At 64.8% G+C, this 24,194-nt stretch carries 22 protein-coding genes and 1 riboswitch; of the genes, 7 read left to right on the forward strand and 15 right to left on the reverse strand.

Annotated features, from left to right (window positions below):
* Positions 1–60: 60 nt before the first annotated feature.
* The 3 genes from purQ to purC are packed head-to-tail and all read right to left on the reverse strand — an operon-like array spanning position 61 to position 1,787.
* Positions 61–762 (reverse strand): phosphoribosylformylglycinamidine synthase subunit PurQ, encoded by a 702-nt coding sequence (purQ, locus tag HZB49_RS29460; protein WP_291617658.1) that lies wholly within the window; start codon positions 760–762, stop codon positions 61–63.
* On the reverse strand, positions 763–1,002 hold the full coding sequence (gene purS, locus HZB49_RS29465) for a phosphoribosylformylglycinamidine synthase subunit PurS (protein ID WP_291617659.1): 240 nt from the start codon (positions 1,000–1,002) through the stop codon (positions 763–765). It abuts the gene before it with no gap.
* A gap of 17 nt (positions 1,003–1,019) precedes the next feature.
* The gene (purC, locus tag HZB49_RS29470) at positions 1,020–1,787 is read right to left on the reverse strand and encodes a phosphoribosylaminoimidazolesuccinocarboxamide synthase (RefSeq protein WP_198509814.1); all 768 of its coding nucleotides are present in this window, start codon (positions 1,785–1,787) and stop codon (positions 1,020–1,022) included.
* Positions 1,788–2,136: 349 nt separating this feature from the next.
* Between purC and HZB49_RS29475 the strand changes: the two genes are divergently transcribed.
* Positions 2,137–2,460, forward strand: a complete 324-nt coding sequence (locus HZB49_RS29475) for a DUF1476 domain-containing protein (protein WP_291617660.1) — start codon at positions 2,137–2,139, stop codon at positions 2,458–2,460.
* A gap of 10 nt (positions 2,461–2,470) precedes the next feature.
* Here HZB49_RS29475 and HZB49_RS29480 read toward each other — a convergent pair whose 3' ends face one another.
* The gene (locus HZB49_RS29480) at positions 2,471–3,433 is read right to left on the reverse strand and encodes a LysR family transcriptional regulator (protein WP_291617661.1); all 963 of its coding nucleotides are present in this window, start codon (positions 3,431–3,433) and stop codon (positions 2,471–2,473) included.
* Between the two features lie 104 nt (positions 3,434–3,537).
* On the opposite strand from HZB49_RS29480, the gene HZB49_RS29485 reads away from it, so the two are divergent.
* On the forward strand, positions 3,538–4,365 hold the full coding sequence (locus HZB49_RS29485) for an isocitrate lyase/phosphoenolpyruvate mutase family protein (RefSeq protein ID WP_291617662.1): 828 nt from the start codon (positions 3,538–3,540) through the stop codon (positions 4,363–4,365).
* A gap of 110 nt (positions 4,366–4,475) precedes the next feature.
* Here HZB49_RS29485 and cynS read toward each other — a convergent pair whose 3' ends face one another.
* Genes cynS through HZB49_RS29505 form a run of 4 tightly spaced genes read right to left on the reverse strand, consistent with a single transcriptional unit; the run spans position 4,476 to position 8,131 of the window.
* On the reverse strand, positions 4,476–4,964 hold the full coding sequence (cynS, locus tag HZB49_RS29490) for a cyanase (protein ID WP_291617663.1): 489 nt from the start codon (positions 4,962–4,964) through the stop codon (positions 4,476–4,478).
* A 21-nt stretch (positions 4,965–4,985) separates the two neighbouring features.
* Entirely contained in the window at positions 4,986–5,897 is a 912-nt protein-coding gene (locus tag HZB49_RS29495) for an ABC transporter ATP-binding protein (RefSeq protein WP_291617664.1), read from the reverse strand.
* Between the two features lie 6 nt (positions 5,898–5,903).
* The gene (gene ntrB / locus HZB49_RS29500; RefSeq protein WP_291617665.1) at positions 5,904–6,743 is read right to left on the reverse strand and encodes a nitrate ABC transporter permease; all 840 of its coding nucleotides are present in this window, start codon (positions 6,741–6,743) and stop codon (positions 5,904–5,906) included.
* A gap of 2 nt (positions 6,744–6,745) precedes the next feature.
* Entirely contained in the window at positions 6,746–8,131 is a 1,386-nt protein-coding gene (locus HZB49_RS29505; protein ID WP_291617666.1) for a CmpA/NrtA family ABC transporter substrate-binding protein, read from the reverse strand.
* Between the two features lie 166 nt (positions 8,132–8,297).
* On the opposite strand from HZB49_RS29505, the gene HZB49_RS29510 reads away from it, so the two are divergent.
* Positions 8,298–10,232: a sigma 54-interacting transcriptional regulator gene (locus HZB49_RS29510; protein WP_291617667.1), complete on the forward strand. Its 1,935-nt coding sequence runs from the start codon at positions 8,298–8,300 to the stop codon at positions 10,230–10,232.
* A gap of 4 nt (positions 10,233–10,236) precedes the next feature.
* On the opposite strand, the gene HZB49_RS29515 is transcribed toward HZB49_RS29510, so the two are convergent.
* The 4 genes from HZB49_RS29515 to HZB49_RS29530 all read right to left on the reverse strand — a co-directional run bounded on the left by HZB49_RS29515 (position 10,237) and on the right by HZB49_RS29530 (position 14,320).
* Positions 10,237–11,631 (reverse strand): CmpA/NrtA family ABC transporter substrate-binding protein, encoded by a 1,395-nt coding sequence (locus tag HZB49_RS29515; protein WP_291617668.1) that lies wholly within the window; start codon positions 11,629–11,631, stop codon positions 10,237–10,239.
* A 72-nt stretch (positions 11,632–11,703) separates the two neighbouring features.
* Positions 11,704–12,582, reverse strand: a complete 879-nt coding sequence (locus HZB49_RS29520; protein WP_291617669.1) for a sulfurtransferase — start codon at positions 12,580–12,582, stop codon at positions 11,704–11,706.
* A gap of 53 nt (positions 12,583–12,635) precedes the next feature.
* Complete coding sequence (locus HZB49_RS29525) at positions 12,636–13,751, reverse strand: acyl-CoA dehydrogenase family protein (RefSeq protein ID WP_291617670.1); 1,116 nt, start codon at positions 13,749–13,751, stop codon at positions 12,636–12,638.
* A gap of 26 nt (positions 13,752–13,777) precedes the next feature.
* A complete protein-coding gene (locus tag HZB49_RS29530) occupies positions 13,778–14,320 on the reverse strand; it encodes an OsmC family protein (RefSeq protein ID WP_291617671.1) in 543 nt (180 codons plus the stop codon).
* Positions 14,321–14,553: 233 nt separating this feature from the next.
* Between HZB49_RS29530 and HZB49_RS29535 the strand changes: the two genes are divergently transcribed.
* Entirely contained in the window at positions 14,554–15,210 is a 657-nt protein-coding gene (locus HZB49_RS29535; protein WP_291617672.1) for a TetR/AcrR family transcriptional regulator, read from the forward strand.
* Here HZB49_RS29535 and HZB49_RS29540 read toward each other — a convergent pair.
* Positions 15,207–16,409 carry a TrmJ/YjtD family RNA methyltransferase gene (locus tag HZB49_RS29540; protein WP_291617673.1) on the reverse strand — a complete coding sequence of 401 codons (1,203 nt, stop codon included), beginning with the start codon at positions 16,407–16,409 and terminating at the stop codon, positions 15,207–15,209. The genes HZB49_RS29535 and HZB49_RS29540 overlap by 4 nt on opposite strands.
* A 341-nt stretch (positions 16,410–16,750) precedes the next feature.
* Between HZB49_RS29540 and HZB49_RS29545 the strand changes: the two genes are divergently transcribed.
* Positions 16,751–17,962, forward strand: a complete 1,212-nt coding sequence (locus HZB49_RS29545; RefSeq protein WP_291617674.1) for an NADP-dependent isocitrate dehydrogenase — start codon at positions 16,751–16,753, stop codon at positions 17,960–17,962.
* Positions 17,963–18,018: 56 nt separating this feature from the next.
* Here HZB49_RS29545 and HZB49_RS29550 read toward each other — a convergent pair whose 3' ends face one another.
* Both HZB49_RS29550 and alaS read right to left on the reverse strand, forming a co-directional pair.
* Positions 18,019–19,242, reverse strand: coding sequence for a cyclic nucleotide-gated ion channel (locus HZB49_RS29550; RefSeq protein WP_291617675.1), 1,224 nt, complete (start codon positions 19,240–19,242; stop codon positions 18,019–18,021).
* A gap of 149 nt (positions 19,243–19,391) precedes the next feature.
* Positions 19,392–22,070 (reverse strand): alanine--tRNA ligase, encoded by a 2,679-nt coding sequence (gene alaS / locus HZB49_RS29555; RefSeq protein ID WP_291617676.1) that lies wholly within the window; start codon positions 22,068–22,070, stop codon positions 19,392–19,394.
* A gap of 204 nt (positions 22,071–22,274) precedes the next feature.
* A riboswitch (glycine riboswitch) is annotated at positions 22,275–22,363 on the forward strand.
* A 139-nt stretch (positions 22,364–22,502) separates the two neighbouring features.
* Between alaS and gcvT the strand changes: the two genes are divergently transcribed.
* Both gcvT and gcvH read left to right on the forward strand, forming a co-directional pair.
* On the forward strand, positions 22,503–23,645 hold the full coding sequence (gene gcvT, locus HZB49_RS29560) for a glycine cleavage system aminomethyltransferase GcvT (RefSeq protein ID WP_291617677.1): 1,143 nt from the start codon (positions 22,503–22,505) through the stop codon (positions 23,643–23,645).
* A 9-nt stretch (positions 23,646–23,654) separates the two neighbouring features.
* Positions 23,655–24,020 (forward strand): glycine cleavage system protein GcvH, encoded by a 366-nt coding sequence (gene gcvH, locus HZB49_RS29565; protein WP_291617678.1) that lies wholly within the window; start codon positions 23,655–23,657, stop codon positions 24,018–24,020.
* Positions 24,021–24,194 lie beyond the last annotated feature (174 nt).

Below are 24,194 nucleotides of genomic sequence, written 5' to 3' on the forward strand. Positions count from 1 at the left end.
ATGCTGTTGGGCAGATGATGCAGTCAAGGCAGGGTCCAGGCAAGAGCGACTGCGCCCGTCTCAGGCCGCCTGCTCCAGGTGCTGCACCAGCCCGGCGAAAAGGCCGCGGCCGTCGGTGCAGCCCATGATGTCTTCGACGTGGTTTTCCGGATGCGGCATCATGCCGAGCACGTTGCCGCGCTCGCTGACGATGCCGGCGATGGAATTGGCGGCGCCGTTGATGTTGGAGGCCTCGTCCACCACGCCCTCCGCCGAGCAGTAGCGATAGAGCACCCGCCCCTCGCCCTCGAGCCGCTTCAGCGTTTCCTCATCGGCCTCGTAATTGCCTTCGCCATGGGCGACCGGCACGCGGATCACCTGCCCGGCATTGTAGCCGCGCGTGAACGGCGTGTCGGAACGCTCCACGCGCAGATGCACGTCATGACAGATGAACTTCAGCCGCGCGTTGCGCATCAGGACGCCTGGCAAGAGGCCCGCCTCGCAGAGGATCTGAAAGCCGTTGCAGACACCGAGCACGAGGCCGCCCTTGGCGGCGAAGTCGCGCACCGCGTCCATCACGGGCGCGCGCGCCGCAATGGCGCCGCAGCGCAGATAGTCGCCATAGGAGAAGCCGCCGGGCACCACCACGAGATCGATGCCTTTCGGCAGCGCGGTCTCGGCGTGCCAGACCATCGCCGCCTCCTTGCCCGAGGCCAGCTTCAGCGCCCGCGCCATGTCGCGCTCGCGATTGATTCCGGGGAAGACGAGGACGGCGGATTTCATCTAGAGCAGCTCGACCCGATAGTTCTCGATCACGGTGTTCGCCAGCAGCTTGTCGGCGGCGTCCTTCAGTGCGGCTTCGGCCTTCGCCTTGTCGGCGCCGGCCATCTCGATGTCGAACACCTTGCCCTGGCGTACGCTGGCGACGCCCTCGACGCCGAGCGATTTCAGCGCGCCTTCGATGGCCTTTCCTTGCGGATCCAGGATGCCGGTCTTCAACGTAACGGTAACGCGTGCCTTCACGATCGCTTCCTTAAGAATTAGCTCTTCACCAGCACCGGACCGGTGCCGGCCGGCCGCTCGTTCTCCATGAGGATGCCGAGGCGCTTCGCCACCTCGGTGTAGGCCTCCAGCAGGCCGCCGAGATCGCGGCGGAAACGGTCCTTGTCCAGCTTCTCGTTGGATTTGACGTCCCACAGCCGGCACGAATCCGGGGAAATCTCGTCGGCGACGATGATTCGCATCATCTCGTTCTCGAACAGCCGCCCGCATTCCATCTTGAAGTCGACGAGGCGGATGCCGATGCCGAGGAAGAGCCCGGTCAGGAAGTCGTTGACGCGGATGGCCAGCGCCATGATGTCGTCGATCTCCTGGGGCGTCGCCCAGCCAAACGCGGTGATGTGCTCTTCCGACACCATGGGGTCGTTGAGCTGGTCGTTCTTGTAATAGAACTCGATGATCGAGCGCGGCAGCTGGGTACCTTCCTCGATGCCGAGGCGCTGCGACAGCGAACCGGCGGCGACGTTCCGCACCACCACCTCCAACGGCACGATCTCAACCTCGCGAATCAATTGCTCGCGCATGTTGAGACGGCGGATGAAGTGGGTCGGCACCCCGATGTCGTTGAGGTGCTGGAACAGGTACTCCGAGATCCGGTTGTTGAGGACGCCCTTGCCCTCGATCACCTGATGCTTCTTGGCGTTGAAGGCGGTCGCATCGTCCTTGAAGTGCTGGATCAGGGTGCCCGGCTCGGGGCCCTCGTAAAGCACCTTGGCCTTGCCTTCATAAATGCGTCGCCGACGGCTCATTGGGATGTACCGTGTTTTGTTGAAATCCATCGATTTGGTGTGCTCCGGATGAACAGGACTGAAGACCCACGACGGAGCTGCCGTGAAGGCCAGGAACCTGAATCGCCCAACGGAAACAGAACAGGAACCGGACCTTTGGGCAACCTAACCGATTGGCCTATCCAGCACAATCGACCCGGCCCTTGGGGGGCTAGTTATACCGGGGCGGTTTCCGGGCCGATTCCGTTCGTTTTACCTGCGGCTTAAAAACCCGTTGTTCCGCCCCAATCTGACACTTATGTAGGCAGCCGAGAGGGTCGTCGCAATCGGCCGCCCCTCGTCCAAACCGGCAGGGGATCGGAACTCCGACATGACGACATTCGACAAGCGCGAAGAGGGTTTTGAGAAGAAGTTTGCCCTCGACGAGGAACAGAAATTCAAGGCCGAAGCCCGCCGCAACCGGCTGCTCGGCCTGTGGGCCGCCGAAAAGCTCGGAATATCGGGCGATGCCGCCAGCGCCTACGCCAAGGAAGTAGTCGCCGCGGACTTCGAGGAAGCCGGCGATGACGACGTGCTCCGCAAGGTAGCCGGAGACTTCGCCAAGAAGGGCGTTGCGATCACGGATGCGGACGTCCGTGCCAAGATGAGCGATCTCATGGCCGTGGCCGCTGCCCAGGTGAAAGAGGGGAAGTAACGGTCTCCGCCTACTTTCTTCGACTGCGTGCGCGAACCCGTTTCGGCCGGCCCGCCTTGTGGCCGGCCGAATTCGTTCCGGCGTAGCCCTCGCGAATGATTTCGAGCAGCCGCTGCGATGCCGCGCTGAGAAAGCCGCCGCGTCGGGTCACGGCCACAATGTCCTGGCTTGCCGCGAGGTCGCCGACCCCTATGGTCGCGATCACTTTCGATCTCAACTCGTCCGCCGCATGGCTTTGCGTCAGCAGCGCGATGCCAAGCCCCGCCTCCACCAGCCGCTTCTGCGCGGTGAGGCTGTCCACCGGCGTCCAGGCGATCTCGCCCAGCCCATGGGTCATGAACAGCGCGAAGACGTGCGAGGCCGCGATTTCCCGGCGGCCCGGGATTTCCGGGAAGGCGATCCACCGCTCGCCGCGCAGATCCGCCAGCCGTGCGACGCGCTTGCCGGCCAACGGATGGTCCGGCGCGCAAACCACCTGCAACTGCTCGGTGGCCAGACGCTCATGGTCGAGGTCGCGCAAGCGGTCCATGTCGTAGCGCAGGCCGACCGTCGCTTCGCCGCGGCGGAGCAGATCGCTCACCTCCGCACTGGTCGCCGTGCGCAGCGTCAGATCGGCATCGGGATATTCGCGCGCAAAACGCCTGAGGATTTGCGACAGCCGGCCGCCCGCCAGCGTGCCCACCACCGCCAGCGAAACCGGCCCCGCATTCTGCCGCGTCAGCGCCCGGATCGCATTCTCCGCATCCTGCGCTGCCGCGACTGCACGCTCGGCATAGGGCACCATCACGCGCCCGGCGTCGCTGAGCCTGGTGCGGCCGGCCGCACGCTCGAACAGGGGCACGCCGAGTTCCTGCTCGAGCAGCGCAATGCGGCGCGAGATCGCCGGCTGCGAGCGATGCAGCGCGCGGGCCGCATTGGACACACCGCCCCTGCGGTGCACCGTGAGAAAAGTGTTGAGCGCGTCGCTGTCCACTTCGCACCTCCATGCAAGAAACTAATGATATGGCAAAGAATAACAAATTTGGCTGATGGGTAAACCGGCGCTATCCCTCACCGATCGCAGGATTGGAGAGCCCGATGCCCACGCAACTTGAAAAAGCAGAAACCTTCCGCGCCCTGCATGAGCGCCCGGGCGCCTTCATCATCCCGAACCCCTGGGACGCCGGCACCGCGCGCCTGCTCGCCGCCATGGGCTTCGAGGCGCTGGCAACCACCAGCCTCGGGCTGGCAAATACGCTCGGCCGCGCGACGCCGAGCCTTGCGGAAATCATCGACAACTGCCGTGCCATCGCGGAAGCCACCGACCTGCCGGTCAATGCCGACCTGGAGAACTGCGGCGCGGACGAGCCGAAGGCGGCCTCACAGGCGATCCGGCTCGCCGCAGAGGCCGGCGCCGTCGGCGGCTCGATCGAGGATGCGACCGGCGAGCGGAGCAATCCGATCTACGATTTCAATCTCGCGGTGGAGCGCGTGCAGGCCGCGGTCGAAGTGGCACGCTCGCTGCCCTTTCCGTTCACGCTGACGGCGCGCGCGGAAAATTTCCTCTATGGCCGCAAGGATGTGGACGACACCATCAAGCGGCTGCAGGCCTTCGAGGCCGCCGGCGCCGACGTGCTGTACGCGCCGGGCCTCTACGACCTCGCGACCATCAAGACGGTCGTCTCGGCGCTGAAGAAGCCGTTCAACCTGGTGATGGGCTTCGCCGATCCGACACTGACCGTCCCTCAACTGTCAGCTGCCGGCGTCAAGCGCATCTCGGTCGGCGGCGCCATGGCGCGCGTCGCGCTGGCGGCGTTCCTGAAATGCGCCCGCGAGATGAAGGACCAGGAGTCCTTCACCTATGTTCGCGAGATGGCGCCGATGAAGGAAGTGCGCGAGGCGTTTGCGAAGGGCGCGGCGGCGTAATCTACCGTCGTTCCGGGGCATGCAAAGCATGAACCCGGAACCTCGAGATTCCGGGTTCGGCTCTTCGAGCCGCCCGAAATGACATTGTCGTCGCCACCGCGACGCCAATGTCACCCCTCCTTGAACCCATACTCCGGCACGTTGCCGCTGGCGCCGTAGTATTTGTAGGGCAGGAACTTGCCGGACATCGTGATCTTGACGCGGTCGCCCTTGGGATTGGGCAGGCGCTCCATGACGAAGTCGAAATCGATCGCCGACATGATGCCGTCGCCGAATTCTTCCTCGATCAGCGCCTTCCACGCCGGGCCATTGACCATCACCATTTCGTAGAAGCGGTAGATCAGGGGATCGGTCGGCGGCATCGGCGTGCCGGTGCCGCGCATCGGGATCTCGTTGAGCATCGCGACTTCCGCCTTCGACAGCCCGAACAACTCGCCGGCATTCGCCGCCTGCGGCTTGGTCAGCTTCATCTGGCCGAGAATGGCGCCGACGATCAGCACCTCGGAATAGCCGCCGATCTTGTCGCAGATGTGCTTCCAGCTCCAGCCCTTCTCGCGCTTGATGTCGAGCAGCTTCTCCGTGAGGTCGGATCGTATCATGGCAGTCTTCCTTTCCTGAGATCAGCGCGCGATGGCCTGCGCGGAATTGACATCGACCGGGCGCGGCGGCGCGACGATGGCCGGCTCGTTGAGGCCCGGCCGCACCACCGGCACGTGGCGCGGATCGTGGCCGGGATTCTCGGCGACGAAGATCTTGCTGCGGCTGACCAGGAAATCGACGATGTGGTTGCGCAGCGCGTAGTAATAGGGATGGCGGTGCAGATCGATGCGGCCGCGATCCTTCGGCAGCGGGTTCTCGACGACCTCCGCCAGCACCGCGCCGGGACCGTTGGTCATCAGGAAGATCTTGTCGGCGAGATAGATCGCCTCATCCACGTCATGGGTGATCATGAAGGCGGTCTGGCCGGTCTCGAGGCAAATGCGGCGGACTTCGTCCTGCAGCGTGCCGCGCGTCAGCGCATCCAGCGCCGAGAACGGCTCGTCCATCAGCATGATCTTTGGCGTGATCGACAGCGCGCGCGCAATGCCGACGCGCTGCTTCATGCCGCCGGACAGTTCCGACGGGCGCTTGTGCTCGGAGCCGGTCAAGCCAACCAGGTCGATGAAGGTCTGCGCATGCGCCTTGACCTTCGCACGGTCCCAGTTGCGCCATTTCGAGGTGACGGCGTAGGCGACGTTGCCGAGCACCGTGCGCCACGGCAGCAGCGCATGGCTCTGGAAGATCACGGCGCGGTCGAGGCTGGTGCCTTCGATCGCCTGGCCGTCGACGATCACCGCCCCCTCGCTCGGCTCGTCGAGGCCGGCGAGGATATTGAGCACGGTGGTCTTGCCGCAGCCGGAATGGCCGATCACGCAGCCGAATTCGCCGCGCGACATCGAGAGCCAGAAATTCTCGAACACGGCGGTGGTGCCGCCGTCGGCGCCGGGATAGCGCTTGGCGATGCCTTCGATGGAGATGAATTTGTCGGTCACGCCAGCCTACTCCGGAAAGGTGACCATGCGCGCAAAGCGCGCGAGGATCTGGTCGAGCAGCATGCCGACGACGCCGATGGTCAGGATGGCGATGATCACATTCGTGATCGAGAGGTTGTTCCACTCGTTCCAGACGAAGTAGCCGATGCCGGTGCCGCCGACCAGCATCTCGGCCGCGACGATCACGAGCCAGGCGATGCCGATGGAGATGCGCATGCCCGTCAGGATGGTCGGCGCCGCGGCGGGCAGGATCACGGTGAAGGCGCGGCGGATGGTGCCGACCTCCAGCGTGCGCGCGACGTTGATCCATTCCTTGCGCACGCTGGCCACGCCAAAGGCGGTGTTGAGCAGCATCGGCCAGACCGAACAGATGAAGATGACGAAGATCGCCGAGATCGAGGAATCCTTGATGGTGTAGAGCGCGAGCGGCATCCAGGCGAGCGGCGAGATCGGCTTCAGCACCTGGATGAAGGGATCGAGCGCCTTGCTCATCAGAGGCGACATGCCGATCAGGAAGCCAAGGGGAATGGCGACGAGGACCGCGATCAGGTAGCCGAGCCCGACGCGGGCGATCGAATAGCCGAGCTGGATACCCAGCCCCTTGTCGTTGGGACCGTTATCGTAGAAGGGACGCTTGAGGTGCTCCCACAGCTTGGCGCCGACGTCGAGCGGGCCGGGCATCGCCGACTTGCCCTGCGTCGCGGTCACGCCCATCAGCTTGGCGTATTCCGGGCTCATGTTGCCGACCGCCGCGGTCTGGCGCGTCGCGATGTGCCAGATGCCGATGAAGACGGCGAACAGCGCGATCGAGACGATCGCTGCACGCAGGCGGAGGGAAGCGGACATCGTCAGCTCGCCTTCTTGATCTTGAAGCTGGCGAGATAATCTTCCGGCTTCGCGGGGTCGAAGGTCTTGCCCATCACGGAGAAGCTCTTCGTCGTCGCCGTGGGGGGCGTCAGCCCGGCTTCCTTCATCAGCTTGATGGCGTCGGTGGCGAGATAGACCTGCGCGGCGATGCCGGCATAGTCGACGTCGCCCTTGACCTGCCCCCAGCGCTTCATCTGCGTCATGATCCAGATCGCAAACGACTGCCAGGGGAACGGATCGAAGTCGACGCGGTTCGGCTGGTTGACGATATTGCCGAGGCCGTCGGCAAACGTGCCGGTCAGGATCTGCTCCAGCACGATCTGCGGCTGGTTCAGATAATTGGCCGGCGCGATCGCTTCCGCAATCTGCTTGCGGTTCTCCGCCTTGTGCGCAAAGGCGGTCGCCTGGATGATCGACTTCAGCAGCGCACCATAGGTGTTCGGCATCGTCGTGATGAATTCCTTCGACGCCGCAAAGGCGCAGCAGGGATGTCCTTCCCAGATGTCCTTGGTGAGGATGTGGATGAAGCCGGCGCCGTCGAAGACCGCGCGCTGGTTCATCGGATCGGGGCCGAGGAATCCGTCGATGTTGTCGGCGCGCAGATTGGCGACCATTTCCGGCGGCGGCACCGCGCGGATCTGCACGTCGACGTCGGGATCGAGACCGTGTTCGGCGAGGTAGTAGCGCAGCAGGTAATTGTGGATCGAGTAGTCGAACGGCACGGCGAACTTGAAGCCCTTCCAGCTCTTCGGGTCGCGCCTGTCCTTGTGTTTGATCGCGAGCGTGATGGCCTGGCCGTTGATGTTCTCGATCGCCGGCACCGTGTAAGGCAGCGGATTGGAGCCGACGCCCATGGTGATGGCGATCGGCATCGGCGAGAGCATGTGTGCCGCGTCGTATTCCTTGTTGAGGGTCTTGTCGCGGATCACCGCCCAGCCGGCGGTCTTGATGACTTCGACGTTGAGGCCGTTCTTGGCATAGAACCCCATCGGCGCGGCCATGATGATCGGCGTAGCGCAGGTGATCGGGATGAAGCCGACCTTGAGGTCCTTCTTTTCCAGCGGCCCACCTTGCGCGAACGCTTCGGTCGCCGTCTTCAGCGGGAAGAACTGCGAAAGTGCCGCGGCTGCCGTCGCTGCGCCCACCGATTTCAGGAAGGCGCGGCGGGCGGCATCCTGCGGAAACATCGCGCGCATCACGGCGGACGCAACCACGCCCTCGTAGCGCTTCGCCTCGTTCTCGACCGATGGCTGGACCTGCAACTGGATGTCCGCCTGATGCTCGGCCTCGCTGACATGCCGGCCGCAGCTGCAGCCGCCAGCGTGAAGCCTGCGGTTCGGATCGAAGGGATTGTCGAAGGTGGACATGAGGCCTCCTGCCTATTGCTGAGGCAATTGGAGCAAGGAGCGTGCCATTCCCGGAAAGAGGCGATTATCCAGTCAGCTCCGCAGCTTCCGGATTTGACGGACTATCACGATATTTCGTAGTGTACGAGAAATCGTAGCCAAATTACGAGTTTTCGGAGTACGAACCATGGAGTTCGCAGCACCGGGGCTTGCCGCAGCCGGGCGTGAGGCCGACCTGCGCACCCTCGCCTTCGACTACCTGGTGGAGCCCACTTTGCTGCTCGATCCCCAGGCCGACCAGATCGTCGACGCCAATCCCGCCGCCTGCACCCTGCTCGGCTACGATCGCGCGCTGCTGCGGGAGACCAGGATCAGCACCCTGCATGCCGGACAGATGCCGGCGCTGATCGCCTTCACCCAGGCCGTGCTCGACAAGGGCTCCTACTGGACCGACGCGCTGACCCCGCGCCACGCCACCGGACAGCAATTGCGGCTGGAATATTCGGGATCGTGGCTGCCGCATGAGGGGCGCACGCTGATGCTGCTAGGCATGAGCGACCTCGATCAGCGCCGCCGCCGCTACGTCGATGCCACGGCCGAAGACCACATGCGCAGCGGGCTTGCGGCCTGGCAGCGCGTCGAGCGCGTCTTCCAGGACATCGAGCGCGAAAACCAGCTGATCCTGCGCGCGGCGGGCGAAGGCATCTACGGCGTCAACGCCGAGGGCAAGACCACCTTCGTCAATCCCGCCGCCGAGCGCATGCTCGGCTGGGCGGCGGACGAACTGGTCGGCAAGGAAATCCACCCGATTGTGCATCACACCTATCCCGACGGCCGGCACTATCCCGATCACGACTGCCCGATCTATGCGGCATTCCGCGACGGCGCGGTTCACACCGTCGATGGCGAAGTGTTCTGGCGCAAGGACGGAACGCCGGTGTGGGTGGAATACACCTCGACGCCGATCCGCGACCGCGGCGTGGTGGTCGGCGCCGTGATCGTTTTCCGCGACGTCAGCCAGCGCCGCGAGGCCGACGAAAAACTGCACGCAGCGCTTGCCGAGGTCGACCGCCTGCGCGAACGGCTGGAGCTCGAAAACGCCTATCTGCAGGAGGAAATCCGCATCGAGACCAATCCGCGCGGCATCATCGGCCAGAGCGAGGCGATCCAGAAGACGCTGCGCCAGGTCAAGCTGGTCGCACCCGCCACCGCAGCCGTCATGATCAGCGGCGAGTCCGGCACCGGCAAGGAACTGATCGCGCGCGCCATTCACGAGGCGAGCCAGCGCCGCGACCGGCCGCTGATCCGGGTCAACTGCGCGGCCATCCCGCGCGAGCTGTTCGAAAGCGAGTTCTTCGGACATGTCAGGGGCGCCTTCACCGGCGCGCTACGCGACCGCATCGGCCGCTTCGAGCTTGCGGATGGCGGCACGCTGTTCCTCGACGAAGTCGGTGAAATCCCCCTGGAGCTGCAGGGCAAGCTGCTGCGCGTACTGCAGGAGGGTAATTTCGAGCGGGTCGGCGAGGAACGCACGCGCGTGGTCGACGTACGCCTGATCGCCGCCACCAACCGCGATCTCAAGCAGGAGGTGCAGCGCGGACGGTTTCGCGAGGACCTGTACTTCCGCCTCAACGTGTTTCCGATCGAGTCGGTGCCGCTGCGCGAGCGCCGCGAGGACATTCCGCTGCTCGCGCAGCATTTCCTGATGCGCGAGCGCTCCGAGCCCGCGTCCAACCTGCGCCTCTCGGAAGGCGATGTGCGGCGGCTGTCGCGCTACGACTGGCCCGGCAATGTCCGCGAATTGCAGAACGTGATCGAGCGCGCCGCGATCCTGGCGCAAAACGGCCGGCTGCGGATCGATCTGCCGGACGTATCGGGTCCGAAGCCGGTTGCGGGCGGCGAGCGCCCGAACAGCGATGAACGGCCGGCGGTGATGACATCGGCCGAGTTGCGCGATCTCGAGCGCAGCAACATCCTGGCGGCGCTGGCGGCGTGCAACGGAAAAGTGTTCGGCGCGAACGGCGCCGCCTCCCTGCTCGACATCAAGCCCACCACGCTGGCGTCGCGGATGAAGTCGCTCGGGATTGCGCCCGCCCGCCCGCGGCAGGCGGGCTGGCAGTAACCCGTCAGGCCGACTTTCTGATCTTGAAGCTCGCGAGATAATCGTCGGGCTTGGTGGGGTCGAACGTCTTGCCCATCACAGAGAACGATTTGTAGGAGTCCGAGGGCGGCGTCAACCCCATCTCGGCCATCACCTTCTTGGTGTCGGTGGCCAGATAGACCTGCTCGGCCACCGTCTTGTAGTCGACATCGCCCTTGATCTGGCCCCAGCGCTTCATCTGGGTGAGCATCCACACCGCAAAGGACTGCCAGGGGAACGGATCGAAATCGACGCGCTTGGGATCGGTCTTCACGCCACCAAGCCCGTCCGCATAGGTGCCCGTCAAGACCTGCTCCAGCACGGTGACGGGCGCATTGATGTAGTTTGCCGGCGCGATCGCCTCCGCGATCTGCTTGCGGTTCTCCGCCTTCGCCGCATAGCCGGTGGCATCGACGATGGCGCGGGTCAGCGCCGCAAAACTGTTCGGCGACGTCGTGATGAACTCCCTGCTGGCGGCAAAGCTGCAGCAGGGATGGCCGTCCCAGATCTCCTTGGAGAGGATGTGCAGGAAGCCGACGCCGTCATAGATCGCGCGCTGGCAGATGTTGTCGGGCGCCAGGAAGCCGTCGATGTTGTCGGCGCGCAGGTTCGCCACCATTTCCGGTGGCGGCACCGAGCGCAACTGCACGTCGGTATCGGGGTCGAGCCCGTGCTCGGCGAGATAATAGCGCAGGAGATAATTGTGCATGGAGTAATCGAAGGGAATGGCGAATTTCATCCCCTTCCAGTCCTTGGGATCGCGCCGGTCCTTGTGCTTCATGGCAAGCGTGATGCCCTGCCCGTTGATGTTCTCGATCGCCGGCACCGTGAACGGGATCGGCTGCGCGCCGAGCCCGAGCGAGATCGCGATCGGCATCGGCGCCAGCATGTGGGAAGCGTCGTATTCCTTGTTGATGGTCTTGTCGCGGATCACCGCCCAGCCCGCGGTCTTCACCACTTCGACGTTGAGCCCCTGCTTGGCGTAGAATCCCAGCGGGGATGCCATGATGATCGGCGTGGCGCAGGTGATCGGGATGAAACCGACCTTGAGATCCCTTTTCTCCGGCGGGCCGCCTTGCGCGAAGGCTTCGGTGACGGCCTTGATCGGGAAGAATTGCGAGACCGCCGCAAGCGCGGTGGATGCACCGACCGATTTCAGGAAGGCGCGGCGCGCCATGTCCTGCGGAAACACCGCGCGCATCACCGCGGAGGCAACGACTCCCTCGTAGCGCTTCTCATCGCTCGACGGCGGGGCGACCGGCTCGCAGCGCAATTCGCGCTCCGCATGATCATGTTCGGCGGCCGAGCGGTGCTGGCCGCAAACACAGCCGGCCCTGACCAGCTCGCGCTCGGAATCGAAGGGATCGTCGAAGATGGACATGCTGCGCCCCTTTGTCTTCATCAAGGCCCGGCCGCGTCTTGCGCGGCCGGGCGCTGGTTGTTCATGCAGTTTCTATGCCGCCTTGCCGGTAACGCCGGATGCCATCGGCAATCCCTGATCGATCGGCAGCGCGGGATCGCGCGACCACTCGTTCCATGAGCCGAAATACATCCGGACGTCCTTCACGCCAGCGTTCTTCAACGCCAGGAAGGTGTTCGATGCTCGCGCACCCTTGAAGCAGTAGAGATAGACCGGCGTGTTCTGGGAGATGCCGACGGTGGCGCATTCCGCCAGGATTTCGTCCTTGGACTTGAAGCGCGGCCCCTCGCCGGTAGGCTTCATCATCCGGTACCATTCCAGCCACACGGCACCTGGAATGCGGCCCTTGCGCGGGCAGAAATCCTTGCCGTAGGGCGAGGAGCTGTCGCCGATCCATTCGTCGACGTCGCGGACGTCGAGGATCGCGATGCCGGGCTTGTCGAGCGCCGCAAGCATTGTCTTGGCGTCGATAAGGATGTCGCCGGCTTCCGGCACGATCGGGAACGATGCCTTCACCGGGCTCGGCACTTCCTTGGTCGTCGGCAAACCTGCCGCCGCCCAGGCGTCGTAGCCGCCGTGCAGCACCTTCACCCTGGGATAGCCCAGCATCGTCAGCAGGTAGTAGCCGCGGCAGGACTGGCCGAAGCCGGAATTCATCGACTGTTCGTAGATGACGGCGGTTTCCTTGCCCGAAAGGCCGGCGGCGCCGAAGGCGTCGGCGAATTTGGTCTTCAGCTCATGAATGCCTTCCGGCGTCGATGTCGCAAGGTAGGTGAAGATCTCGTGCACGTTCACCGCGCCCGGCAGGTGGCCGGCCGCATAGGCATCCGGATTGCGCGTGTCGATGATCACGCACGGCTCCTTCTTGATGAATTCGGCGAGTTCGCCGGCAGTAATCAGAACGTCCGTCATGGCAGGCCTCTCCTGTTGTGGTGGTTGCAGTCAGGTCGAACCGAATCGCGCCATCAGAACTCCGCCAGCATCTTGCGGAGCTGCTTGGTGGCAGGGGTGACGATGGCGACGAAATAGGCTTCGCGAAGCCGGCGCTGTGCGCGATGGCTCTTCAGGTAGCCGCGCGCGCCGCAATGGAGCATCGCCGCGTGCGCTGCAGCGACCGCGGCGTCTCCCATTCGCAGGCGCAGCGCGACCACGCGGCGCCAGAAGCTGTCGTCCGGATTGTAGGGATCGGCTGCGAGCGTCATCCCTTCCTTCTCGAACTCGGCGTACAGCTCACGGAACTGCGCCGGCTGCTGCGGCAGATAGCGGTTGACGTGGCCGAGCATTGGGTCGACCTCATCCATGATGTTGATGCAGTCCTTGATCAGCCCGAGCGCCATGCCGGCCTGCAGCAGGATGAAGCCGGCGCGGATCTTCTTGACGAAGGGTCCTGCCTGTTCGGCCAGGATCAATTCATCGGGCACGAAGACGTCGCGGAACTGCACGCCATAGGTGCCGGTGCCGTCCATGGCCAGGAACGGCTTGCAGGGCTGCAACGTGATCGCGGCATCGGAGCAGTCGGCGAGAAACATGACGATGCCGCCGGGCTCGTCCTCGCGCTCGAAGATGGTGCCGAAGAAATGATCGGGACCGAGATTGGACACCCAGGGCAACGCGCCCCTGACGATGTAACCGCCGTCGACCTTGCGCCCCTTCAACTTGAACTTCTCGATGCCGAAGAACGTCTTCATCGGGTTGGAGAGCCCGGTGCCGCCGAGCACGCGCCCGGAGCAAAAGCCGTCGCCAAACCGCGCGGCGAGCTTCACGTTGCACGAATTGGCTGCGTACCAGACCAGCGTGCTCTGGCACCATGCCATGAAGGCTGTGGCGCCGCAGACCTCCCCGATCACGGCCATCGACTGGATGGCACCGCGCAGGTCGGCGGGCCCTTCCTGCGGGACGTGGCTGCCCCAGGCGCCGACCTTGCCGAAGCTGCGCAGCACTTCGGCCGGATAGACCGTCCCCTCGTCGATGGCGGAGGCCAGCGGCGAGAGTTCCTGACGCGCAATGCGCGCCACCTCGTCGACAATGGAAGGTGCGGGCCGGTCGAGCGTTTCGACCCGCGATAAAGCCAGTGAACCCATGATCGCCTCCCGCACCTTTGCGTTGCCTAGATTCCGACTTCGAGATTGACGGGGCGGGTAAAGGTGTTGGCGACCGGCGACCACTTCTTCACATGCGCGACCAGTGCGCTGATCTCGTCCTGCGAGATGCCCTCGCATTCCATGTCGACCTTGATGCGCACGTCAGTGAAACCGACCGGCTTCTCGCTGACGTCGCCGGTGCCCCATACCGCCGTGATGTTGAGGTCGCCCTCGAGTTCGAGCTCGAGCTTGTTGACGATCCAGCCGCGGTGCACGGCGTTGGCGTGGAGGCCGACGGCAAGGCAGGACCCGAGCGCGGCAAGCGAGGCTTCCGACGGATTCGGAGCAGTGTCGTCGCCGAGGAGCCCCGGCGGTTCGTCGACGATGTAGGGCGCGAGATTGCGGATGTAGTTGGCGTGGCGGAATTTGCCCTCGGCGACCGTCTTGCACTTCAAGGTCTTGATCACCTTGGGGTTGGCCTTGCCGTTGGCGATGAGCTGCTCCAGCCCGCCCTTGTCGATGGGCGCGAGGCAGCCTGTCAGCACTGTTTTTTGAGCGACCGCAGTCATCAGTTTCTCTCCCGGGAGTTAGGATACCGAACGGTCTGTTTCCTGCATAAGTCGTGCCAGAAACGCTGGAAATCAAAAGACGAGGCGTTGCAGGTCGTTACGCTGCCCTGCCCGCAGATTGATCAGCGCGTGCCTGCTCATGGGCGATGCAGATGCTGCCGCCGCAGCGATTGTTTTGGGCAGATGCAAGATGCGGCTTGATGATTTTGCCGCGTTCCGATTTACTGAAGCGCATGGGCAAATCAGCTTCGAGGAAGAAAGGCGCCGCGGCGTTCGCACCTGCCGATGACGAATCCGCGCGCGGACGTTTGCTGAACGCGGCGACGCGGCTGTTCTGCAAGGACGGCATCAACGCCACCGGCATCGACGCCATCATCGACGAAGCCGGCACGGCGAAGACCACGCTTTACAAACTGTTCGGCTCGAAGACCAACCTCGTTCATGCCGTGCTGGAGAGCGAAGGCAAGCAGTGGCGCGAATGGTTCATCGGCGCCATTGAATCCGGCGGCGGCGACGCGCAGACCAAGCTGATGCGCATCTTCCCCGCTCTCAAGACCTGGTTCGCCGAGGATCGCTTCTACGGTTGTCCCTTCATCAATGCGGTGGCCGAGCACGACAAGGACCAGAAGCAGTTCCGCAACATCGCGCTGCGCCACAAGAAGGTCGTGCTCGCGCATATCGAGAGGCTTGCGGCCGAAATGGGCGCAGCCGAGCCGGCATTGTTCGCGCATCAGCTCGCCCTGCTGATCGACGGCGCGATCGTCGCCGCCATGGTGTCGCGCGATCCCGGCGTTGCCGATACGGCGGCACTCGCGGCAGGCTCGCTGTTCGAGCCGGCGAAGACGAAGCGGCCGAAGCGCGCGGGCGCTGCTGAACTCGCGGCGGTCTAGTCTCCGCCAGTCAGGCTCTTCTGCAACAGGTCGAGCTGGGTCTCAAGATCGCGCTCGATGTCGGCCGTCCTGATGCTGACCACCCTGTAGTCCCGGCTCTCCAGCCAGGTCTTTCGCGCCGCGCGATCGGCGACGATCGCCTCCGACTCCTCCGGATTGACCAGCTCGATGGCGAGGCGATGCACGAAGGAGACGAAATCGGGGATCTGGCGGCCCACCGGAGTCTGCCGCTTGAACTGGCCGGCAAAGCGGCGGTCGCGCGTCAGCGCCTGCCACAGGATGCGCTCGGCGTCGGTCGGATTTCGCCGCAGCAGCCGGGCCAGCCCCTTCAGGGTGCTGCCGGAGTCGGAAACCACGCCGCCCTGCTGGCCCTGCTCGGCCAGCAATGCACGCAGCCGGGTTGCCTGCTGCCCGTCCAGCACCCCGCCCTTGGCCGGCCCCTTGCGTCCCTCGGCGATCGCCATCACCACCCCGTGCAGGGTGTGCATGTCCTGCTTGGTCGGCTCCATCCGGGTGAAGATGTTGCGCAGGTTCACCAGCATGGTGTCGCGTTTCTCGCGCGGGCGGAGGAATTCGACCTTGTCGAGCTCACGCACCAGGTTTTCGAAGAAGGCGTCGATCTGGTGGTGGGAGGCCCGCTCCGAACGTTCCGGCATGGCGAATGGCAGCGCACCCGCGGTTGCCAGCTTGAACCACTCGTAGCCCATCAGCAGCACGGCCTGGGCAAGGTTGAGCGAGGCGAAGCCGGGATTGACCGGGAAGGTCACGATCCGGTTGGCGAGCGCCACTTCCTCATTGGTCAGGCCTGCGCGTTCGCGGCCGAACAGGATACCCGCGCCGCCCCCGGCAGCGATATGGCCGACCATCTCGCGGGCGGCGGCTTCCGGTGCCATCACGGGCTTGGCCTGGTCGTGGGCGCGCGCGGTGGTGGCAAACACGAGGTCGAGATCGGCGACCGCGGCCTGCGCGGTGTCGAACAGCTCCGCCTTCTCCAGGATGTGGTCGGCCCCGGCGGCCGCGCGCTGGGCGGCGATGTTCGGCCAGCCGTCGCGCGGATTGACCAGGCGCAGCCTGCCCAGCGCGAAATTACCCATGGCGCGCGCGGCCATGCCGATATTCTCGCCGAGCTGTGGCTCGACCAGGATGACGACGGGACCCGCGAGCTCGGGAGCTGATTTTGTCCTGTCCGTTCCGGACATCACTTCACTTTCTGATTCAACTTGCGAAGATTCTGAATCAGGGTCTCAACGGCCCTGCCCATCCTCTTTCGCCCTCGTTTGCCTGTCCGGCCGAAATTCTCAAGTGGAATAATCACGTTAGCGGCGGCTTTGGAAGTTGGGCCGGAAGCCCTTTTTGCGGCCCGGACGCGCCTCCCGGAGCCCTGCGGACCCGCGGTCCGTCCGGCGGCATTCTCAGCCAAAGGATGAGCTTAAAGTGCATATCCGCATCGCTTCCGCCCGGGGACGGGCAGTGCTATAGCCCGACGCATAATCCCGCCAACCCGCCTAAAACGCGCTGTTCCCTAGAGGCTTCTTTCGACATGGCAAAAATCAAGGTGTCCAACCCCGTCGTCGAACTCGATGGCGACGAGATGACCCGGATCATCTGGCAGTACATCAAGGACAAGCTGATCCACCCCTTCCTTGACGTCGAACTGCTCTATTTCGACCTCGGGATGGAATACCGCGACAAGACCAACGACCAGGTCACCATCGACGCCGCCAACGCCATCAAGAAGGTCGGCGTCGGCGTCAAATGCGCCACCATCACCCCCGACGAGGCCCGGGTGAAGGAATTCGGCCTGAAGGAGATGTGGAAGTCGCCGAACGGCACCATCCGCAACATCCTCGGCGGCTGCATCTTCCGCGAGCCGATCATCTGCAAGAACGTGCCGCGCCTCGTCCCCGGCTGGACCAAGCCGATCATCATCGGCCGCCACGCCTATGGCGACCAGTATCGCGCTACCGACATCAAATTCCCCGGCAAGGGCACGCTGTCGATGAAATTCGTCGGCGAGGACGGCACCGTGATCGAGCGCGAGGTGTTCAAGACACCCGGCGCCGGCGTGGCGATGGAGATGTACAACCTCGACGACTCCATCATCGACTTTGCCCGCGCCTCCCTCAACTTTGGCCTGATGCGCGGCTACCCGGTCTATCTCTCGACCAAGAACACGATTCTGAAGGTCTATGACGGCCGCTTCAAGGACATCTTCGAGGACATCTTCGAGCGCGAGTTCAAGAAGCAGTTCGACGCCAAGGGCCTCACCTACGAGCACCGCCTGATCGACGACATGGTGGCCTCGGCGCTGAAATGGTCCGGCGGCTATGTCTGGGCCTGCAAGAACTACGACGGCGACGTGCAGTCCGACACGGTGGCGCAAGGCTATGGCTCGCTCGGCCTGATGACCTCGGTGCTGCTCACCCCCGATGGCAAGACGGTTGAATCTGAAGCCGCCCACGGCACGGTGACCCGCCACTACCGCGAGCACCAGAAGGGCAAGGAGACCTCGACCAACTCGATCGCCTCGATCTTCGCCTGGACGCGCGGCCTCGCCCACCGCGCCAAGCTCGACAACAACGCGGAGCTGGCGAAGTTCGCCAACACGCTGGAGAAGGTCTGCGTCGACACCGTCGAGGCCGGCTACATGACCAAGGATCTCGCGCTGCTGGTCGGCGCCGACCAGCGCTGGCTGTCGACCACCGGCTTCCTCGACAAGGTCTCGGACAATCTCGCGAAGGCGATGGCCTGAGATTTCGCCCGATCCGGCAATGACGAAAGGCGGCCTTTGGGCCGCCTTTTTCGCATCTAGCGATCGGTGGGCTCCGCGGCCTGCTCGGCCAGCGCGATTTCGGCGGGCGCAATGTCGCCGCGCTGCGCCGCTTCCCCGGTTTCGGCAAGCCGGGCTTCCGCGGTCTCTTTCACATGGGCCGCCAACGCCGGCAGGCGCTCGATCAGGGCGTGGAAGTCCTGGGCGTCGAGCGCAAGCAGGCGCGTCTTGCGGGTGGCGGTCACGGTGCCGCTGCGGTTGGTCCGCCGCAGCAGCGCGATCTCGCCGAAGAAGGTGCCGTCGGTCAGCCGCACGCGCTGGTTGGGCAGGTCGATCTCCACCTCGCCGGTGGTGATGAAATACATGGAGGAGGCGATGTCGCCGCGGCGGACCAGCACCTCGCCGGCCTCGATGGTCTGCGCGCGCAACAGGCGCATGATGTCGGCGATCTCGGAGGCGCCGAGATGCGAGAACAGCGGCACCCGCGCCAGCATGCCCCAGGTGACGACGAAATCGCGGCGCCGCACTTCCTCGGCAAAGGACGTCGAGATGATCGCAACCGGCAGCGCGATCATGGCGAAGCCGAGGACGACGGCGACCGACGTGATCATCTTGCCGAGCACGGTCACCGGCACCACGTCGCCATAGCCGACGGTGCCGAGCGTGACGATCGCCCACCACATCGCCTGCGGAATATTGCCGAACTTGTCGGGCTGCACATTGTGCTCGATGGCATAGAGCAGGCAGGCGAACAGCAGCACCACGCCGGTCAGGATCACCACGCAGCCGAACAGCGCCCGCCGCTCGGCCTGGATGGCCGACAGCAGCGAGCGCAGCGCCGGCGAATAACGCACCAGCTTCAGAAACGGCAGCATTCCCGTCAGCACCAGCGTAATGCGGTCGCCCGCGACCAGCGCGATGCCGGAGGGCAGGAACGACAGCAGGTCGATGACGCCGAGGCTGGAGAAGACATAGTCGAGCCGCGCCCGCAGCGGCGAGACGTCGCCGATCGAATGCCCGGCAATGGTCCAGAGCCGGACGGCATATTCCAGCGCGAAGGCCGCCACTGCGGCAATCTCGATGGCGGTGAACAGCGCGCCGAACCTGGCGTCGATCTCCGGCACGGAAGCGAAGATCATCGCCAGCACGTCGATGACGATGATGGCGACGACCAGCCGGACGAAGCGGGAGCCGACCGAATTCGGCAGATGATCGTGCTCGAGCAGTTCGTAGAGGCGGTCCCTCAGATCGGGATCGTCCACCGAACGCCTTTCCGGAACGATTGCCACCGCCAGTGCCCCACGAGCCCAAGTCCGCCAGCCGGCCCTTCCCCTGACGCGGACTGCGGAATCAAGGGGATTTTGCGATACTAGCGCGGAAGGCGCGGGCTGGCTTGCGCCGCCTCAACGCTTCAGGCGCCAGCCATGGCCTTTTCGATCGCCGACAGCGCCGCATCGGCCTTGGCGCCGTCGGGCCCGCCGGCCTGCGCCATGTCGGGCCGCCCGCCGCCGCCCTTGCCGCCCAGCACTTCCGAACCCTTGCGCACCAGCTCGACCGCGTTGAAGCGCGAGGTCAGGTCGGCGGTGACGCCGACCACGAGGCCGGCCTTGCCGTCCCCGGTGACGCCGACGATGGCGACCACGCCCGAGCCGATCTGCTTCTTGCCGTCGTCGACCAGGCTCTTCAGATCCTTGGTCTCGACGCCCTCGACCGCGCGCGCCAGCAGCTTGACGTTGCCGACCTCGCGCACGCCGCCTGCCGCGCCGTTGCCCGCGGAGGCGCCGCCGCCCATGGCGAGCTTCTTGCGCGCGTCGGAGAGATCGCGCTCCAGCTTCTTGCGCTCTTCGAGCAGCGAAGCGATACGCGCCGGCACGTCCTCGATCGAGGTGCGCAGCTCGGAGGCCGCGGTCTTGGCGAGCGCCATGGTGTCGTTGGCGTGCCTGCGGGCGTGACGGCCGGTCAGCGCCTCGATACGGCGCACGCCGGAGGCAACCGCGCTTTCGCTGATGACGGAGATCAGCCCGATATCGCCGGTGCGCCGCACATGCGTGCCGCCGCACAGCTCGACCGACCAGCCGAGCGCGTTGCGGCCCTGTTCGCGCGGACCCTTGCCCATCGAGACGACACGGACCTCGTCGCCGTATTTTTCGCCGAACAGCGCACGCGCGCCGGCCTCGCGGGCGTCGTCCACCGCCATGATGCGGGTGGTGACCTCGTCATTCTCGAGCACCACGTCGTTGGCGATGTCCTCGACGCGAGAGAGCTCTTCCGCCGTGATCGGCTTGGGATGCACGAAGTCGAAGCGCAGGCGATCGGGCGCCACCAGCGAGCCGCGCTGGGCGATGTGGTCGCCGAGCACCTGGCGCAGCGCCTCGTGCAGCAGATGCGTCGCCGAATGGTGGGCGCGGATCGAGGAGCGGCGCGTATGATCCACCTCGAGCTGCAACGCGGTGCCGGCCTTCAGCGTGCCCTGCTCCACCGTGCCGTTGTGGACGAAGAGATCGCCGGCCCTCTTCTGCGTATCGGTGACGCGGAACTTGATCCCGCCCTCGCCAGTCAGCACGCCGATGTCGCCGACCTGGCCGCCGGACTCCGCATAGAACGGCGTCTGGTTCAGCACGATCGAACCGGTCTCGCCGGCCTTGAGGCTGTCGATCTCCTTGCCGTCCTTCACCAGCGCTGCGACCACGCCTTCGGCGCTTTCGGTCTCGTAGCCCAGGAATTCGGTCGCCCCCAGCCTTTCGCGCAGCGGGAACCAGATCGCTTCGCTGGCAGCTTCGCCCGAGCCCGCCCAGGATGCGCGCGCCTTCTCGCGCTGGCGCTCCATGGCGTCGGTGAACGAGGCCTGGTCGACACTGATGCCGCGCGACTTCAGCGCGTCCTGCGTCAGGTCCAGCGGGAAGCCGTAGGTGTCGTACAGCGTGAATGCCGTGTCGCCGTCGAACATGTCGCCCTTTTTCAGGCCGGCGCTCTTCTCGTCGAGAATGGCAAGGCCACGCGCCAGCGTCTTGCGGAAGCGGGTCTCTTCCAGCCGCAGCGTCTCCTCAATCAGGTTCTCCGCGCGCACCAGGTCCGGATAGGCCTGACCCATCTCGCGCACCAGCGCCCAGACCAGGCGATGCATCAGCGGCTCGTGCGCGCCGAGCAGCTGCGCGTGGCGCATCGCGCGGCGCATGATCCGGCGCAGCACATAGCCGCGGCCTTCGTTCGAGGGCAGCACGCCGTCGGCGATCAGGAAAGCCGAGGAGCGCAGATGATCCGCGATCACCCGGAACGAGGCTACGGTCTGCTCTTCCGGTCCGCTGCCCAGCGCCGAGGCGGTGGCATCGATCAGGTGACGGAAGAGATCGGTCTCGAACACGCTGTCGACGCCCTGCATGATGCAGGCCATGCGCTCCAGCCCCATGCCGGTGTCGATCGAGGGGCGCGGCAGCGGCACGCGTTCCTCCTTCGTCACCTGCTCGAACTGCATGAACACGAGATTCCAGAATTCGAGGAAGCGGTCGCCATCCTCCTCGGGGCTGCCGGGCGGACCGCCCCAGATGTGCTCGCCGCGGTCGATGAAGATCTCCGAGCAGGGCCCGCACGGGCCGGTATCGCCCATCGCCCAGAAATTGTCGGAGGTCGGGATGCGGATGATGCGATCGTCGGAGAAGCCCGCGATCTTCTTCCAGTAGCCGGCGGCCTCGTCGTCGGTGTGATAAACGGTAACGAGCAGCTTGTCCTTCTTCAGCCCGAAATCCTTGGTGATCAGGTTCCAGGCCAGCTCGATCGCGCGCTCCTTGAAGTAGTCGCCGAACGAGAAGTTGCCGAGCATCTCGAAAAAGGTGAGATGGCGCGCGGTGTAGCCGACATTGTCGAGGTCGTTGTGCTTGCCGCCGGCGCGGACGCATTTCTGCGAGGTGGTGGCGCGCTGGTAGGGCCGCTTCTCGAGCCCGGTGAAGGTGTTCTTGAATTGCACCATGCCGGCATTGGTAAACATCAGGGTCGGGTCGTTGCGCGGCACGAGCGGGGACGAGGCCACGATCTCATGACCGTTGGTCTTGAAGTAGTTCAGAAAAGTCGACCTGATCTCGTTGACGCCGCTCATGTTCTTCCAATCGGGGGCTTGGGGTCCGGTCCGGCCAAAACGCCTGAATCTCCCGGGCAAACGCTTTTAGACATTGCTTGCCACCCTGTCCAGAAACTGTGCAGCCAGATCAGGGGGTTGCCGCAGCACACAAACCTCGTTGATAGCGCGCATGCCGCGTTGACAGGCTTGGGCCGGACGTGTTTCCTCCCCATCTGTTCGAGTACAGTCACGTCGGGAGAGATCGGCTTTGGTGCCGGCGCCGAAGGAGCAACCGCCCCGGAAACTCTCAGGCAAACGGACCGCGTGACTTGACGACATCTGGAAAGAGGCGCTGAGGACGGCAAGGTCCGGACGCGTCCGCCGACGGGATAATACTCTCAGGCACAGCGACAGATGGGGCTTTCTTGCTGGTTTTCGGGACCGATTCCCGGGAACCGAGAGGGCCCTGTGATGCTTGCGACGAATAGCACCCTGAAACACACACCGTTGCACGCGCTGCACCTTGCGCGCGGCGGCAAGATGGTGCCGTTCGCCGGCTATGACATGCCGGTGCAATACGCGGCCGGGGTGTTGAAAGAACATCTGCATACCCGCACGGCGGCCGGCCTGTTCGATGTCTCCCACATGGGCCAGCTCGCGCTCCGGCCGAAATCCGGCCGGGTCGAGGACGCCGCGCGCGCGCTGGAACGGCTGGTGCCGCAGGACATCGTTGCGGTTGCGCCGGGACGGCAGCGCTACGCCCAGTTCACCAACGAGGACGGCGGCATCCTCGACGATTTGATGGTCGCGAATTTCGGCGATCACTTGTTCCTGGTGGTGAACGCCGCCTGCAAGGCCGAGGACGAGGCGCATCTGCGCGCGCATTTGTCGGACAGCTGCATCATCGATTCGCTCGCCGGCCGCGCGCTGATTGCGCTCCAGGGCCCGAAGGCGGAGAGCGCGCTCGCGAAGCTGGGCGCCGACGTCTCGGCCATGAAATTCATGGATGCCGGGCCGCGCCGCGTCGGCAGCTTCGACTGCTTCGTGTCGCGCTCCGGCTATACCGGCGAGGATGGCTTTGAGATTTCGGTGCCGGCCGCCGCCGCCGAGGCGCTGGTAATGCGGCTGCTGGACAATCCCGATGTGCTGCCGATCGGACTCGGCGCGCGCGACAGCCTGCGGCTCGAGGCCGGGCTTTGCCTACACGGCCACGATATCGACACCGCGACCACGCCGGCGGAAGCAGCCCTCGAATGGTCCGTGCAGAAAAGCCGCCGCCATGGCGGCGCACGCGCCGGCGGCTTTCCGGGCGCGGCAAGAATTCTCGAACAGCTCGACAAGGGCGCGCCGCGCCGCCGTGTCGGGCTGAGGGCCGAAGGCCGCGCGCCGGTGCGCGAGGGGGCCCAGCTTTTCGCCGATGCCGCCTCTTCTGCCGGTATCGGCAAGGTCACCTCCGGCGGCTTCGGGCCGAGCCTCAATGCACCGGTCGCGATGGGCTATGTGCCCACTTCCCTCTCTGCCGTCGGCACCACCGTTTTCGCCGAAGTGCGCGGGCAACGCCTGCCGCTGAAGGTTTCGCCCACGCCTTTCGTTCCCAATACCTATAAACGCTAGAGGAATTCCATGACGACGCTGTACACGTCCGACCACGAATGGCTCCGCATCGAAGGCGACGTCGCCACCATAGGGATCACCGACTACGCGCAGTCGCAGCTCGGCGACGTCGTGTTCGTCGAGTTGCCGAAAGTCGGCCGCAGCCTGACGAAGGCGGAAGCCGCCGCGGTCGTCGAATCCGTCAAGGCGGCCTCCGACGTCTATGCGCCGATCTCGGGCGAAGTGATCGAGGTCAATGACGCGCTCGCCGCCGAGCCCGCGATGGTGAATTCCGACGCGGCGGGCAAAGCATGGTTCTTCAAGCTCAAGATCGCCAACAAGAGCGAGCTCGGCGGCCTGATGGACGAAGCCGCCTACGCCAAGCACACGGCCTGAGAGAGTGAACCGATCTGCACCCACATATTCGCTGTCATCGCCCGGCTTGACCGGGCGACCCAGGGCGGATTCAACCGGTCGTCGCAACACTTCAGGTATGGCTCACTCGGAGAAATTCGTCGAGAGTTTCCGCTGGTGTTTTCCAGCCGAGGGTTTTCCGGGGTCTGGTGTTGA

The organism is Bradyrhizobium sp. (genome assembly GCF_016219575.1).
Lineage (GTDB): Bacteria > Pseudomonadota > Alphaproteobacteria > Rhizobiales > Xanthobacteraceae > Bradyrhizobium.

Bases quoted from the DNA above. Each gene is read 5' to 3' on its own strand.
- HZB49_RS29525 (WP_291617670.1), bottom strand. From the start codon at position 13,751: ATGGGTTCACTGGCTTTATCGCGGGTCGAAACGCTCGACCGGCCCGCA.
- cynS (WP_291617663.1), bottom strand. From the start codon at position 4,964: ATGATACGATCCGACCTCACGGAGAAGCTGCTCGACATCAAGCGCGAG.
- alaS (WP_291617676.1), bottom strand. From the start codon at position 22,070: ATGAGCGGCGTCAACGAGATCAGGTCGACTTTTCTGAACTACTTCAAG.
- HZB49_RS29505 (WP_291617666.1), bottom strand. From the start codon at position 8,131: ATGTCCACCTTCGACAATCCCTTCGATCCGAACCGCAGGCTTCACGCT.
- HZB49_RS29485 (WP_291617662.1), top strand. From the start codon at position 3,538: ATGCCCACGCAACTTGAAAAAGCAGAAACCTTCCGCGCCCTGCATGAG.
- purQ (WP_291617658.1), bottom strand. From the start codon at position 762: ATGAAATCCGCCGTCCTCGTCTTCCCCGGAATCAATCGCGAGCGCGAC.
- ntrB (WP_291617665.1), bottom strand. From the start codon at position 6,743: ATGTCCGCTTCCCTCCGCCTGCGTGCAGCGATCGTCTCGATCGCGCTG.
- HZB49_RS29515 (WP_291617668.1), bottom strand. From the start codon at position 11,631: ATGTCCATCTTCGACGATCCCTTCGATTCCGAGCGCGAGCTGGTCAGG.
- HZB49_RS29520 (WP_291617669.1), bottom strand. From the start codon at position 12,582: ATGACGGACGTTCTGATTACTGCCGGCGAACTCGCCGAATTCATCAAG.
- HZB49_RS29510 (WP_291617667.1), top strand. From the start codon at position 8,298: ATGGAGTTCGCAGCACCGGGGCTTGCCGCAGCCGGGCGTGAGGCCGAC.
- HZB49_RS29535 (WP_291617672.1), top strand. From the start codon at position 14,554: ATGGGCAAATCAGCTTCGAGGAAGAAAGGCGCCGCGGCGTTCGCACCT.
- HZB49_RS29530 (WP_291617671.1), bottom strand. From the start codon at position 14,320: ATGACTGCGGTCGCTCAAAAAACAGTGCTGACAGGCTGCCTCGCGCCC.
- HZB49_RS29545 (WP_291617674.1), top strand. From the start codon at position 16,751: ATGGCAAAAATCAAGGTGTCCAACCCCGTCGTCGAACTCGATGGCGAC.
- HZB49_RS29475 (WP_291617660.1), top strand. From the start codon at position 2,137: ATGACGACATTCGACAAGCGCGAAGAGGGTTTTGAGAAGAAGTTTGCC.
- purC (WP_198509814.1), bottom strand. From the start codon at position 1,787: ATGAGCCGTCGGCGACGCATTTATGAAGGCAAGGCCAAGGTGCTTTAC.
- gcvT (WP_291617677.1), top strand. From the start codon at position 22,503: ATGCTTGCGACGAATAGCACCCTGAAACACACACCGTTGCACGCGCTG.
- gcvH (WP_291617678.1), top strand. From the start codon at position 23,655: ATGACGACGCTGTACACGTCCGACCACGAATGGCTCCGCATCGAAGGC.
- HZB49_RS29540 (WP_291617673.1), bottom strand. From the start codon at position 16,409: ATGTCCGGAACGGACAGGACAAAATCAGCTCCCGAGCTCGCGGGTCCC.